Origin of the sequence: Pedobacter psychrodurus (assembly GCF_004331735.1) — a bacterium.
In the GTDB taxonomy this organism is placed as follows: domain Bacteria; phylum Bacteroidota; class Bacteroidia; order Sphingobacteriales; family Sphingobacteriaceae; genus Pedobacter; species Pedobacter psychrodurus.
Window position 1 is genome coordinate 106,767 of sequence record NZ_SJSO01000006.1, and the last position, 14,256, is coordinate 121,022.

Annotated in this window: 12 protein-coding genes; all 12 read right to left on the reverse strand. The window is 36.3% G+C overall.

Translation table 11 applies throughout. From position 1 onward, the window contains the following. Window positions 1-3 precede the first annotated feature (3 nt). The 12 genes from EZ456_RS08880 to EZ456_RS08935 all read right to left on the reverse strand — a co-directional run bounded on the left by EZ456_RS08880 (window position 4) and on the right by EZ456_RS08935 (window position 14,204). Window positions 4-3,606, reverse strand: a complete 3,603-nt coding sequence (locus EZ456_RS08880) for a SusC/RagA family TonB-linked outer membrane protein (RefSeq protein WP_131529333.1) — start codon at window positions 3,604-3,606, stop codon at window positions 4-6. Window positions 3,607-3,955: 349 nt separating this feature from the next. Continuing rightward, on the reverse strand, window positions 3,956-5,116 hold the full coding sequence (locus EZ456_RS08885) for a FecR family protein (protein WP_131529335.1): 1,161 nt from the start codon (window positions 5,114-5,116) through the stop codon (window positions 3,956-3,958). Between the two features lie 62 nt (window positions 5,117-5,178). Further along, entirely contained in the window at window positions 5,179-5,778 is a 600-nt protein-coding gene (locus EZ456_RS08890; RefSeq protein ID WP_131529337.1) for an RNA polymerase sigma-70 factor, read from the reverse strand. A 188-nt stretch (window positions 5,779-5,966) separates the two neighbouring features. Next, window positions 5,967-6,503: a DUF420 domain-containing protein gene (locus tag EZ456_RS08895; protein WP_131529339.1), complete on the reverse strand. Its 537-nt coding sequence runs from the start codon at window positions 6,501-6,503 to the stop codon at window positions 5,967-5,969. A gap of 79 nt (window positions 6,504-6,582) precedes the next feature. Then, entirely contained in the window at window positions 6,583-7,278 is a 696-nt protein-coding gene (locus EZ456_RS08900) for an SCO family protein (protein ID WP_131529341.1), read from the reverse strand. Beyond that, complete coding sequence (locus EZ456_RS08905; protein WP_131529343.1) at window positions 7,278-7,631, reverse strand: cytochrome C oxidase subunit IV family protein; 354 nt, start codon at window positions 7,629-7,631, stop codon at window positions 7,278-7,280. Before EZ456_RS08905 ends, EZ456_RS08900 begins: the two co-directional genes overlap by 1 nt. A 25-nt stretch (window positions 7,632-7,656) precedes the next feature. After that, the gene (locus EZ456_RS08910; RefSeq protein ID WP_131529345.1) at window positions 7,657-8,391 is read right to left on the reverse strand and encodes a cytochrome c oxidase subunit 3; all 735 of its coding nucleotides are present in this window, start codon (window positions 8,389-8,391) and stop codon (window positions 7,657-7,659) included. A gap of 31 nt (window positions 8,392-8,422) precedes the next feature. After that, window positions 8,423-8,989, reverse strand: a complete 567-nt coding sequence (locus tag EZ456_RS08915; protein ID WP_131529347.1) for a cytochrome c oxidase subunit 3 — start codon at window positions 8,987-8,989, stop codon at window positions 8,423-8,425. A 15-nt stretch (window positions 8,990-9,004) separates the two neighbouring features. Next, window positions 9,005-9,913: a heme o synthase gene (gene cyoE, locus EZ456_RS08920; RefSeq protein WP_131529349.1), complete on the reverse strand. Its 909-nt coding sequence runs from the start codon at window positions 9,911-9,913 to the stop codon at window positions 9,005-9,007. 12 nt (window positions 9,914-9,925) lie between these two features. Further along, window positions 9,926-10,984, reverse strand: a complete 1,059-nt coding sequence (locus EZ456_RS08925; RefSeq protein ID WP_131529351.1) for a COX15/CtaA family protein — start codon at window positions 10,982-10,984, stop codon at window positions 9,926-9,928. A gap of 82 nt (window positions 10,985-11,066) precedes the next feature. Beyond that, window positions 11,067-12,947 carry a cytochrome c oxidase subunit I gene (locus EZ456_RS08930; protein ID WP_205945058.1) on the reverse strand — a complete coding sequence of 627 codons (1,881 nt, stop codon included), beginning with the start codon at window positions 12,945-12,947 and terminating at the stop codon, window positions 11,067-11,069. A gap of 24 nt (window positions 12,948-12,971) precedes the next feature. Next, window positions 12,972-14,204 (reverse strand): cytochrome c oxidase subunit II, encoded by a 1,233-nt coding sequence (locus tag EZ456_RS08935; RefSeq protein WP_131529353.1) that lies wholly within the window; start codon window positions 14,202-14,204, stop codon window positions 12,972-12,974. Window positions 14,205-14,256: the final 52 nt, after the last annotated feature.

The window sequence follows — 14,256 nt, forward strand, 5'->3', positions numbered from 1 at the left end:
TAATTAGAATCCAACTTTTAGAGAAAGCGTATACTGTTTGGGAATTGGTAACGCTACACCACCTGACGCAAAAAATTCTGGATCCTGTCCTTTAAGTTTTTTATCAGAATAGATTAACCAAAAATTATTCGCCACTGCACTTATTGATGCATTGTTTGCGCCAATAGTTTTTAGGATTCTTGCAGGCAATGCGTACGACAGCGATAATTGTTTTAAACGAATAAAACCTCCATCTGCCACCCTAGCTGTTGAGTAGTTATAGGTATTATAAGGATATGTTCCATCAATATTAGCTGCTGCTTCAACATCAAGAATAGATGGGATATTTGTCTTCAATTCATCACCTGGTAAGGTCCATCTATCTTTAAACTCATTAGGTAAAGCATCTAAATCTGAATAAGAAGTGGCAAAAACAGGGTTTAGCCTAATTTTATTTCCTGCAGAGAAAGTAAATAAAGAGCCAAAAGTAAATCCTTTATAACTCACACTATTATAAAAACCACCCGTCAATTTTGGGTCTGTTGGACCTTCATACTTTAGGTATTTAGGTTCAAGGCTTTGCATATAAACATCACCACTTTTCTCACCCTTTTCATTGATAAATTCAGGGATTCCCGTATCATGATTTAAACCAGTAAAATCTACAGAGTACAATCCACGGTATGGAAAGCCTTGCAGAGGTCCACCATCTGCAGTTACCAAACTGAATATACTTTGAGGGCTTGAAAGTTTAGTAACCTTATTTTTGTTATAGCCAAAGTTAAAATTACTTCTCCAGCTCCATTCAGCAGTTTTAATAATTGGTCCACTCAAAGTTACCTCGATACCTTTAGTATTCATATCAGCATAATTTGCAGTAGTTAAATACTGTCCGCCAATCCCTGAAGTTCTTAATGGGCTAATTAAATCGAACCCGTTCCTATTATACAAATCAACAGTTATATTTAACTTATCCTTAAAAAAGCCCAAATCAAGACCGATGTTAGTCTCATACTGTTTTTCCCATGTTAAATCACTGTTCTCTATATACTCGATATTCATAACAGATTCTGTTTCACTCGTATACGGCCTTAAAGCACTTCCATTCCTTAAAACCAATGCCGAGTTGGTAGCACTACCCAAACTTGCTGTTAAACCATACGTCGCTCTAATGGTAGCACGGTTTAAGATTTTCATCAGTCTTTCATTTTCGAAAAATTTCTCTCTATCTATATTCCAGGCACCAGAAATATTCCAGGTAGGTAACCATCTAGCCGTAGCCGAACTTCCCAACTGGTTTGAACCATCGTATCTACCAGTAGCATTGAACGAATATTTACCATCATAAGAATAGGCCGCCCTTGTCATAAATGCGGCGAAACGGTCGTATCTATGATTCATCGAATAATAATTCAAATTATTCAAAGTAGCCTGTTTTACTATATTTGGATCAATAAATGGAACTCCACCTTTATCGTATTGATAACCATACCCTATCATGCTCCTCGTTTGGCGATCAGCCATTCTCATTTCCTGAAAAGCATAAACATTAATTAAGTGTTTTTCATTGATGGTATTATCATACTCTATAGAGTTTCTAACCATATACGATTTAAGAAAATCATCAGTTGTATTATAAAACCCACCATAAGGAAGTACAACAACAGGTTGTAATTCCGGATGTTCCGGATCACGGAACAAGAATCGATTATTGTCTTGAATATAAGAATCACCATTTGCTCTATAGGCGTTTGCCATATTAGAGTTTTCCTTTACCTTATGCTCATTACCACTTTTTACATATCGCATCGATGCTAAGAAATCGTACTTGAAGTGCTTCACAAATTTATAGCCCAAACCACCTTGGAGTTTAAAATCCAACATACTTAAGTCCAACGAATTATTATCCAACTCATTCAGGATATTAAAATTTGCAAAGTTTCTTGTAAAGTTTTCCCTGTTTCCGTTTTGATCAAATGCAGTTAGAGTTCTACTTGTATTTAAGGCATAACTAAAAGGATTAATATCAAAATCTCTAGAATAGGTTCCTTCAACAGGATTACTAACACGTCCCACCGTGCCTGGTGCTTTTTGGTTACGGATTGATCCTGTGGTAATAAAATTAACTGAAAGTTTATCTGAAAGATTAAATACAGCGTTAACATTTGCAGTATAACGTTCTACATCATTTCCAATAGCCCAACCATTATCGTTTAAATAACTGGTTGAAAAATATAGTTGAGATTTTTCAGTTCCTGACGAAACACTAATGGCGTGCTCTTGCATTAAAGAGTTTTTGAAAAGTACATCAAACCAATCTGTATTTGCCGTTGCATAGCGAGATAAGAATGAATTTCTTGCTTCGGGGGTATTTGCTAGACCGAATGTACCTGAACTTGCATCGTATGTATTAATTAATTGATACATTTTAGTAAAAACACCTCCGTCTGCTGCTCTCGAAGCACTAGAATGATTTAGCCATCCTTTGCGAGCCAGCTCTGAGTAAACAGACATTTGATCAGAAGAATTCATAATATTATAACTGTCGTACGTAGGCTTTAAATAGGTAGAAAAGTTACCTGTATAAGAGATTAATGGTTTACCGATACGTCCTTTCTTTGTTGTTATAACCACAACACCGTTCATTGCGCGTGCACCATATTGTGCAGTTGCAGCCGCATCTTTTAAGATATTAAATGATTCAATGTCGTCAGCATTTATACCAGCTACAGAAGATCCAATCAATGTACTTACATCTCCTGATGATAACTGTTCATTGGAAATATTAACAACATCTTCCAAAATCACACCATCAACTACCCATAGTGGTTTATTATCTCCAGTAATTGAGGTTGCACCGCGAACACGGATTTTTGGTGCTGCACCAAAAGTACCAGAAACATTTTGTACTGAAACCCCAGCTACCCGACCTTCGAGCATACGACTTACGTCAGTAATACCGTCTTGTTTAACATCAGCTCCCTTTAATGCTGTAGCAGCCCCAGTAAATAATTTCTTGTTTAAATTCTGATAACCTGTTGAAATAATATTTACATCTTTGAGTTCATTTGCATCTTCTTCTAATACAACATTTATAGAGGTTTTAGATCCAACTTCAACCTCTATTGTTTTATATCCAATAAAGCTAAAAACTAAAGTAGCACCTTCTTTTACCGAAATTGAATAATCTCCGTTGGCACTTGTAGATACAGCATTCGCTACCCCTTTTTCTCTAACACTAACACCAGGAAGTACTGCTCCGTTTTTATCTTTTACCTTTCCCGTTACTTGTACTGCAACAAAATAGCCTAATACCTTATCAAAAACAGACTTTTCTTTTAATTTAATTAAAATTGTTCTGTCTTCTACAGTATAGCTTAAATCTCTACCTGAAACAACTTTGTCCATCACCTCTTCAACAGTAGAATTACTAAAATCTACATTTAAAGTAGTTGAGGTTTTAATTTTATTAGTTGATAAAAGAACATCATAACCAGATTGTTTTCTGATCTCTCTAAAAACCTTTTCGAATGTTACATTCTTTTCTTTTAATGTAACCAGCTGGCCAAATGAAGCTGCACTAACCTGTATTAGCGAGGCAAGTAATATGACCGTAACTAACTTCATAATAAATAGCAATTTAGGTATGTAGCGTCGATGCGTACATAAAATTCTAATATAAATTTTGTACATTTAATAGTCTGTTTTTGTGCGAAGCGCAATAAAGTTTAGACGCCCAAAAGCGTTTCGCGGTTATCCAAGAAATAATTGATTTTAATCGATTCCGGTTTACGGAATAGCTAAACAGATAATAAAGGGGGTGTTGCAAGCACTCCTTTTTTATTTATTCAACTTTTGAATCGTCAGGAGTTTTGTCGAAGTATATTCATTAGTTGTTAGTGGTTTTTAGGTTATTGTTGATTAATTAGTTTTTTTTTTAGAGATAAAGGTTAGTTACGTCTTCATCTTTTTCCGGTTATTCTTTATAGACAATAACTTTATTGCCTTTAATATCGAAACGTACTTCACCAGTTTGCTCAAATTTGGTTAGCACTTTCGAAATTTTTTCAAAACGACTTACCGTACCATAGTACATCACCTCTTTTGCATCCTGATCGGCATATTCTATCTCAACATTGTACCAACGCGCAATTTTGCGTAAAATGCTTTCCTGCCTTTCGTTATTAAACATAAAATAGCCGTTTTTCCATGCTATTGCTTCATCTACATCTACTTCTTTTATAGCTATACCCGAAACAGATACTAGCGATTGTTCTCCAGGCTTAAGCACCTCGCTCTCATTGGTAGTATTATGCGAAACACGTACACTTCCTTCCAACAAAGTGGTTTTAGTTACCCTTTCATCTTTATAGCTATTAATATTGAAGTGCGTACCTAATACCTCAACAGCTTGTTTATCGGTTTCAACAATAAAAGGATGTGCTACATTTTTAGCAACTTCAAAATATGCTTCACCATCTAATTTCACCAAGCGCTGTTTAGCGGTTCCAATATTTAACGAATACTGGATAGAAGATGCTGCATTTAGCCAAACAGTAGAACCATCAGGTAACTGGATTTGCCACTCGCCACCGTTCGGCGTCGAAATGGTATTTAATCTGGTATCATTTACATTTTCTGATCCAACTACATTATACACCAACTGGCCATCAGCAGTTTTCGTGATAGAGAAACCCGCTTCTTTGGCTATATCACCTTTTATCGCATCTGAAAGTGAAATTTTCTTTCCGTCGGCCAAGGTGAGAATAGCTTTATTTTTTCCCGGTGCCACATCAGTAGCAAAAACGTGCTCTTTCTTTTTCTGTATAGAGATGTAAGCTGTTACCGAAAACACAATAAAAACAACTGCAGCGGCAGCCCATTTTAAGCTATTCATTAAAATCCGTCTAGGCGATCGGGTTGGTTTGTCTACCGCCAGAATTTTATTTAGAATTGGATTCCATTTTTCCTCCACAACATGAACTGCATGCTCTTCTTCTGCGATAATCATTTTCACGATTTCGTCAGAAAGCAATGATGTATTATTTTCTGCCAAAACTAAAAGCTCTTCCCTTTCGGCCTGACTTAAGGTCTTAGCAGTAAACTGTTGTAAGAGATAAGGTATACGTTCTTCCATAAAGATTCTGATACTAAGAAGCAGCAAAAGAAAATTAGGACTATCGGGATATTAATTTTTTTCTATTTTATTTTCAAAAAGAAAAAAACAATTGGAAAAAAGAACACAATCCCGTGTTGATCGAGCTGTATCCGTATCGATTTTAAGGCAATTACTAGGGCGTTTTTAACCGTATTAGGCGAGATATTAAGTATTTCTGCAATTTCAGGTATGGTTTTACCATCGCGTCTGCTCAATTGGTATATATTTTTGCGCTGATCAGGTAATTTATCGACAGCAATAGCAATAATTTTCGTTACCTCGTTTAAATTAATAGTTTCTATAGTATTGTTATGGCTATTTTGTTGTTTGGCAGTAAATGCATCAATAACTCTATCTTCTTTTAATTTCTTACGCAGGTAGCTTAAACATTCATTAGAAACATATTTATATAGATAGGCTCTTACATTATCTACTTCTGCTAATTTATCACGATTTAGCCAAACCCTTAAAAACGAATCTTGAATAATTTCTTCTGCCGCATCATCAGATTTTGTAAACTTAGTGGCAAAAATTTGGAGTACAGGAAGATATTTGAAGAAAAGAACAGAAAAAGCCTGCTCATCTCCTCCTACGATTTTTTCTATAAGCTTACGTTCATCTTCTATCCTTCCTAGCGCCATAAATTAGTCGATCTGCCTACTCACCTACAAATTTATAAGTGTTTATTTGTGTGATATAATATACATAAAAGTGACAAAAAAATGGGTTAAAACAAATGGTTGTCAAGATCAAACCTAGCTATAACTAAAAAAGCCTTACATTTTTAGTGTAAGGCTTTCTTGATATCTTCTAACCAACAGGTTTAATATTAATAATATGGTGAAATCATCAAATAAACTACCACTCCAGTTAAGGCAACATACAGCCATAGTGGAAAAGTAATCCGTGCAATTTTTCTGTGACGATCGAAACGTTCTGCCAATGCCCTTACATAAGTAACCAATACTAATGGAATAATGACTATTGACAATAGGATATGCGTTAACAAAATAAAGAAGTAGACATATTTAACGGCACCCTCACCTCCAAATTTGGTAGATGGTGTAGTCATATGATAGGCTATGTACATGACCAAAAACAATAGGGAGCAGCCAATAGCGGCTTTCATTAGATTTTGATGTAATTGTATTTTGCCATTTTTTATGGCCCATACCGCAACAATCAACAGTATAGCTGTTATTCCGTTAATGGTGGCGTATATTGGTGGTAAAAAAGGTAAAGTTGGCGCATCAACTCCCAGATCCTTTAATTTTACTACAAATAAAAAGGCTACAACTATCGGTATTAAAATGGAAAGAATAATGATCCACTTGCTATATTTTTTCTCGATCGGACTATTTTCCATGAGTATTTTATAATTCTCTTTATATTATTATTGTATTCAACTATCGACTTCGGACTCCCGACTAATGACTTCAGACTAATTACCTACCGTCTTTAACGTTTCTTAAATACTCGGCGATAAGTACTTTTATTTCATCTTCTAACCTGGCGTTTGCTTCGGCATTATCGGCCTCATAAATACCGCGTATACGGTGTAGATTATCGATAAGCACTATTTTATTGCTAAAAATGAAATTGGTTTTCTCATTCTTTTCATCTGCAACTACATCGAGTAATAAACCCTTTCTAATTAGCGGATAAGTTTGAATCGTATCGCCAACCAGAAAATCCCATTTCCCAACTTTCGCTTTAAACTGTTCGGCAAAATCTTTTATTTTACTTCCATCGAGTGGATCGACAGACAGGCTTAAAAACTTAACCAAAGGTTTCTGCTCATAGCCTTCAGATAACTTTTTAATATACTTACTTGCTCCTTGATTGTTTGCACTGGTATAAAACATATTCAACACCACAATCTTGTTCTTGAGCGACTTCCAGGTAACGGTATCATTATGCTGGTTTAGGAGTTTAAAGTCAGGAACCAGGTGGTAAATTGTATCTGGTATTTTTTTGCCTTTTACGCTATGAAAAGTTGATGCAACCACTTTGTCCCCAAAGATGGGTAAACGCTTATACCTGTTCTTTGCAAACTGTGGCAATAAGTAAAAAAACAAAAATCCCGGTATAGCTAAAATGCTTACCAGGATTATTACCTTTTTTATAGGACTTCTTTTCATTAATGGTTCATCATGTGGATGTTTAAAAACCCACCTTCTATTAACATTAAAACAATAAAGTAAATAATGAACACAAATGAAACCGTTAATGCAAGCTGTAAACCTAGCTTCTCATATTTTAAGTGCATAAAATAAGCTACAATATAAAATGCTTTTAACAGTGTTAATGCGATATAAACATAATTACCAACATGTTGGGTCATATATCCTTTAGGAATAAAAACCAACGCGATAATAAACTCTATAACTGTAATTAATAAAAGGATACCGAAAACTTTCCAGATTTTACCTTTTGATAAACCTGCATGGTCATCGTGGCCGTGGCCTTCTGTGCTATGTGAGTGCTCTGACATAAAAATATTTTTATAATATGATAAATTAAACCAAATAGAAGAATGTAAATACGAACACCCAAACTAAATCAACAAAGTGCCAGTATAAACCCACTTTCTCCACCATTAAATAATGTCCTCTCTTCTCGAAAGTTCCATTAATCGTCATGATTAAGATGATGATGTTAATGATTACCCCACTAAATACGTGGAAACCGTGGAAACCTGTAATGGTAAAAAATAAGTTGGCAAATTGTTGTGCTGCAACAATAGAAACTTCCCCATCTTTAAAAAATGGCTGCAAGGCTGCAATAGCTGCTTGTCCTGTTTTTCCTGAGGCTGGATTAGCTCCCCAATTAAATCCTTCATGGAATAGGTGAGTCCACTCAATTGCCTGACAGCCTAAGAACATGAAACCACCAATGATGGTTGCAATCATCCAGCCGATAACTTCTTTTTTAGAACGTCTGTGACCTGCCTCTACAGCTAAAACCATGGTTACCGAACTCATGATTAAGATAAAGGTCATGATACCTACGAAAACTAATGGAGCACCGTGTTCTGCAATACCTGGGATAGATTGGAAAACCTTATCCGGAGCCGGCCATGTTAATTTAGAAAAACGCTGAGCGCCGTAGTAGATCAATAAAGATGAAAAGGTAAAAGCATCTGACAAAAGGAAAAACCACATCATGATTTTACCATATTCTACCGACCACGGAGAACGACCACCATTCCATGGTCCGGTTTTAACTTGATCTAATTGTGATACTGCATTCATTTGGAAATAGTATAATAGTTTGTTAACAAATTTAACGGTTCAAAAGTAAAAAAACATACAGATATATCCATAATATATCTATAAAATGCCAAAAAATAGAAGCAATTTCCATTCTGTACTGGACTTTGGCAACAGGCAGGCTTTTATAACTTCCTGCTAAAGCATTAATAATAAGGCAAACACCGCCAATAATGTGTAATAAGTGCATGCCCGAAACCACATATATAAATGATATTGCAGCATTGTTTCCTACAAGGGTTGCTCCGGTTCTAACCATACTTCCCCATGCACTAAACTGCATTACACCAAAAGCGATGGCTAATATTACGGTAATCCACAGCATATTGCGCTGTAAGCTAAAATTTAGTTTCTTTAAAGCCTTTGATGCAAGCACCAAAGTAATACTACTGGCAATAATAACCAAACTAGAGTAAATAAAGGCATCGGGTAAAACTAAACCATGCCCCTTACCTTTCGAAGCGGCGAATACCAGGTAATAACTGGTAAAACCACCAAACATAATTGTAGATGATACGACAAATAACCAAACAATAAATTTCCTTGGTTTAGGGTCAAACGTATCCTGCATCTTTTCCATTGTTAGCACCATAAATTACTTTGCTATAAAATTTAATAATAAGCCCAACTGTACTGCCGGGATGTAAAAAAACGAACAGAACATTACTTTCTTGGCATCAGCCAATTCTCTGTTCATTAAAAGTTTAAAAGCTAACCAGCTAAAAATAAGTCCCGCTATTAAAGATAAGCCTGCAATGTAATAACCGCCAAACCCATAAATGGTTGGCAATAAACTTACTGGAATTAAAACCAGCGTGCTTAAAAAGGTAAGCAGTGCTGACGTTTTATCTCTTTTCTTAGTTGGCAATAACCTAAAACCAGCTTTCTTATAATCATCATCCAATACCCATGCAATTGCCCAAAAGTGTGGAAACTGCCAAACAAACTGGATTAAAAACAAAATACCTGCAATGTAATAATCAATTTCGTGGAACATTTCAGCCTTTAAACTACCAAATGCTGCTAAATATCCAATGAGTGGAGGTAAAGCGCCTGGAATGGCACCTACAAAAACAGCTATTGGAGATTTTCTTTTTAATGGCGTATAAGCAAAGGCATATAACAGGATCGAAAATACAGAGAGTAAACCTGTTTCCAGGTTTAATTTACCTAATAACCAGGTACCTAAAAATGCCATAAACACCCCTAAAATCAATCCTTGCCCAGTAGTCATTCTACCAGCGGGCATAGGGCGATCTTTAGTTCTAGCCATTAACTTATCTAAGTCTTTCTCTATAATCTCGTTAAAGCAGTTTGCAGCTGCGGTTACTAAAAAGCCACCGGCGATTAAAATCAACCAATTTCCCCAATCGATACTAGGTATATGGCCCCTGCCTACCTGCATTTTCTGACCGATCAAAAAAGAGATCGATGCCGAAAACACCACCGTAAACGATAGCCTGAATTTGATAAGTTTAGAAAAATCTGAAAGATATTGCTTCAATTTTCTTAAATATTATTGTTTATATGTACTTGTTCGGTAAACCAATAAGTACAGGTAAAACTGTAAACTAAATAACAACGTAGAGAACAAAATATGCAATGCCTGCGCTGCTGGTGGAAAAGCTATATATGCTAATGCAAAACCACTTAATAATTGTACGAAGAGCGTTATTAACATAAACCTTGCCGTTAACAACGGGGCAGCCTTACCGCTAAAACGGTCGATAACCATTTTATACACAACTCCATTGGCAATTACCACGAGTATAGCTAAATCGCGGTGAGAAGAAAATACCTCTCCCACCTTCGAAATCCAGGTATTCTTACTTCCATAAGCGAGCGACTTTGCAATCACATCCACTGCTTCTCTAACTTCCGTTCCTAAAACAATCTGAACGATAGTAATTACGAGGGTAAAGAACAAAAATCCTTTTAGCCAGGCTATGCGATACATAATTACCGAGGGCGCTTTACTCAATTGCTTTGCGTAATTGTAGGTATAAATAGATATCGCTAAAATAACCAGTGCTAACAACATGTGTACGGTTACCACCCACTGCGCCAAATTGGTAGAAACTACTATCGAACCTAGCCATCCTTGATAGCCCACAACCAAAATATTCAGAATACTGAGTACAATAATCCGTTTGGCTGTTTTGCGGTAGGTAAACGAATAAACTACTGTTAAAATCAGGAATATCCCTACGGCTACCCCAGCCAACCTATTTAAGTATTCTGTCCAGGTTTTAGTTGGGTTAAATTCTTCAGGTATTGTGATACTCTTATCATGCCTAATACTGTCAGCTAAGGCCACTTTACCCATGCTTTCCAGATATTTGGCAAATTTCTCATTCTTCTTTAACCTACCTGCTACATATTTTTCTTTATAATTAGCAGGAAGCTGTGATACATCGGTTGGCGGAATGTAACGATCGAAACATTTCGGCCAATCCGGACAGCCCATGCCCGATCCGGTACTGCGTACAATACCGCCGGCAAGTATAACCAATAGCGTAACTATAATGGTTATAAGATTAATGCGAATGAAACGTTGTTCTGATCTGCTGACCATATATCTATTAAGATGAAAAGGGTATCCGGATAAGCAGAAACTTAATCAGATACCCCTTTTAAAATTTTATTTTAAGCTTAAACTAGCCCTTGTTTTCTACAACAGGATTAGCTAATTCCCAATCTTGTTGTATTTTTTCTGCTTCCGCATTTCCTTCAAAATCGTGAGGCAAGTTAGAACTCATGGTTTGAGAGAAAGGAACAGTTTGAGGGATAAAATCTACATCATGTCCTGGTTTGCTATAATCATATGGCCATCTGTAAACCGTAGGAATTTCTCCTGGCCAGTTACCGTGTAGGTGTTCTACCGGAGCAGTCCACTCTAATGTATTTGATTCCCAAGGGTTTTGAGGAGATACTTTTCCTTTAAAGATTGAATAAAAGAAGTTAAACAAGAACGCAACCTGAGCAAGTGCTGCCATAATAGCTGCCCATGTTACAAATACGTTAACGGTTAACCATTTCTTCATAAATTCAAACTCGGTAAATGCATAGTAACGACGAGGTACACCATCTAAACCTAAGAAGTGAAGTGGGAAGAATACCAGGTAAGCTGCAATGAAAGTTAACCAAAAGTGTAAATATCCTAATTTGGCATTCATCATTCTACCGAACATTTTAGGAAACCAGTGATAAACACCTGCAAGCATACCGAAGATTGCTGCAGATCCCATTACCAGGTGGAAGTGGGCAACAACAAAATAGGTATCGTGTAAGTTAATATCTAATGAAGCATTTCCTAAGAAGATACCGGTTAAACCACCAGAGATAAAGAATGAAACTAAACCAATAGCAAATAACATGGCTGGAGTGAAACGGATGTTACCACGCCATAAAGTAGCTAAGTAATTAAAGGTTTTTACGGCTGATGGTACCGCGATGATTAATGTGGTAATCATAAACACACCACCCAACAATGGATTCATACCCGTTACAAACATGTGGTGACCCCATACGATGAATGATAATACGGTAATACCAATTAAAGAGTAAACCATTGCATGGTAACCAAAGATTGGTTTACGCGCGTTTACCGAGATTACTTCAGATGAGATACCTAAAGCTGGCATAATTACGATATATACCTCAGGGTGACCTAAGAACCAGAATAAGTGTTGCCATAAAATTGGTGAACCACCTTCATTTGGTAAAATATCGGTACCCATTACAATATCAGACAAGTAGAAACTTGTTCCGAAACTACGGTCGAATACCATTAACACTACCCCAGCTACAAGAACAGGGAATGATAAGATACCTAAAATAGCGGTTAAGAAGAAAGCCCAAATGGTTAATGGCATTTTCCAAAGGTCCATACCTTTAGTACGCATGTTTAAGATTGTACTTACATAGTTAATACCGCCCATTAAAGATGATGCTACGAAAAGCACCATACTTACTAACCATAAAGTCATACCTAAACCAGAACCAGGCATTGCTTTAGCTACAACCGATAATGGCGGATAAACCGTCCAACCACCAGATGCAGGACCTGTTTGGATAAAGAATGATGACATCATGATCACACAGGCCATAAAGAAGAACCAGTATGAAAGCATGTTTAAGAACGGCGATGCCATATCTCTTGCTCCAATTTGAAGCGGAATAAGTAAGTTACTAAATGTACCACTCAATCCGGCGGTTAGTACAAAGAATACCATGATGGTACCGTGAATGGTTACCAAAGCCAGATAAAAGTCGGGTTTGATACGACCACCCTCAGCCCATTTACCTAAAAATGTTTCTAAGAAAGGGAAGTTTTGATCTGGCCATGCCAATTGGATACGGAATAAAATTGATAAGCCCATTGCTATTACCGCCATAATAATACCGGTAATCAAAAATTGCTTAGCAATCATTTTATGATCCATACTAAAGATATACTTTGAAATCAAAGTCTCTTTATGATGCCCATGATCAGCGTGATCGTGATTGTGTTCGTCGTGTAATGCTATTGTTGACATAATTTCGTTCGCTCCTGCTTAATATTATTTATTTAAAGCCATTTGGTTAGTTTTCACAGCTGCTGAATCTGTAGCTGCTGAATCTGCTACTGATTTTACAGGCGCAGGTGCCACTGGCAAATTAAATTGTTTTCTTAAATCATCGTTTAAGTATGTTTTCTGTTCTGCAATCCAGTTTTTGTATTCAGCTTCTGAAACCACACGTACCACTTTTTGCATGTTCCAGTGACCAGATCCACAAATCTTCGCACATAAGAAAAGGTACTTAAAGTTTGGATCGTTAGTTTCTTGCTGCATTTCTGCAGTAGTTTTTGTAGGCGTAAACTCAAATATAGTTCTCATACCTGGTACGGTATTTAACTGTACTCTGAAGTGTGGCATATAAAAACTGTGAATTACATCTTTACTGGTTAAAATCAGTTTAACCGATTTGCCCACAGGAAGCACCATCTCATCAGCCATTTCATCATCGCGAGAGTTGATATCTTTAAAATCGATACCCAATGTATTGGTCGCTGTGGTTAGTTTGTAATTTTTGTTACCTACAATTCCATCAGCTCCAGGATAACGGATAGACCATTTAAACTGCTCAGAAGTAACTTCTATCTGTAATGGCTTGTTATTTGGATCTTCAACTTTGAAGAAAATAGACCTCCAGGTTAAGAAACCCATTAATACCAAAACGGTTAATACTAAAGCCGGAACGATAGTCCAGATTTTTTCGATTGTATTATTGTGTGGGTAATAGTAAGCTTTTCTTTTAGCTGAGTATTTATAGATATAAGAAAATCCGAATAATAAGATGTGGGTTACTACAAATACAATTGTGGTAATGATTAATGTTAAATTAAACATCTCATCAATTTTCTTTCCATGCTCTGATGCTGCATCAGGAAGTAACATTGATCCATGTACTGTATATTCCCAATATACACCATATAAACCGATCACTAAAAACAGCGCAAATAAACTTGCGTGAACACCGTTCCAGTTAATACCAACAGGTTTACCTTGTGCTTCGCGGCTTAATTCATATACTTTTATTGCTTTACCAATAATTGCAATAAATAAGCATACGGCAAGGAAAACCAGAATATAAAATATTACTGATTTATAAACCTCGCCCATATCAACTTTCGGTGCCGCGGCAGCACCTGCTGCTGCATCTTGCGCAAATACGCTAGTGTTTGCAAAAACAGTAATCAATACTGCTAAAGCTGCGGTCGTTTTATTCGTTATAAACTTTCTTAAACTCATTTTCTTAAAAGTAGTACGCTGTACTGCTAATTATAATAATAATTAAATATTT

Excerpts from the sequence above, each read along its gene's own strand:
- EZ456_RS08885 (WP_131529335.1), bottom strand. The coding sequence starts at position 5,116 with ATGGAAGAACGTATACCTTATCTCTTACAACAGTTTACTGCTAAGACC.
- EZ456_RS08910 (WP_131529345.1), bottom strand. The coding sequence starts at position 8,391 with ATGAATGCAGTATCACAATTAGATCAAGTTAAAACCGGACCATGGAAT.
- EZ456_RS08935 (WP_131529353.1), bottom strand. The coding sequence starts at position 14,204 with ATGAGTTTAAGAAAGTTTATAACGAATAAAACGACCGCAGCTTTAGCA.
- EZ456_RS08900 (WP_131529341.1), bottom strand. The coding sequence starts at position 7,278 with ATGAAAAGAAGTCCTATAAAAAAGGTAATAATCCTGGTAAGCATTTTA.
- EZ456_RS08925 (WP_131529351.1), bottom strand. The coding sequence starts at position 10,984 with ATGGTCAGCAGATCAGAACAACGTTTCATTCGCATTAATCTTATAACC.
- EZ456_RS08895 (WP_131529339.1), bottom strand. The coding sequence starts at position 6,503 with ATGGAAAATAGTCCGATCGAGAAAAAATATAGCAAGTGGATCATTATT.
- EZ456_RS08905 (WP_131529343.1), bottom strand. The coding sequence starts at position 7,631 with ATGTCAGAGCACTCACATAGCACAGAAGGCCACGGCCACGATGACCAT.
- EZ456_RS08880 (WP_131529333.1), bottom strand. The coding sequence starts at position 3,606 with ATGAAGTTAGTTACGGTCATATTACTTGCCTCGCTAATACAGGTTAGT.
- EZ456_RS08890 (WP_131529337.1), bottom strand. The coding sequence starts at position 5,778 with ATGGCGCTAGGAAGGATAGAAGATGAACGTAAGCTTATAGAAAAAATC.
- EZ456_RS08915 (WP_131529347.1), bottom strand. The coding sequence starts at position 8,989 with ATGGAAAAGATGCAGGATACGTTTGACCCTAAACCAAGGAAATTTATT.
- EZ456_RS08930 (WP_205945058.1), bottom strand. The coding sequence starts at position 12,947 with ATGTCAACAATAGCATTACACGACGAACACAATCACGATCACGCTGAT.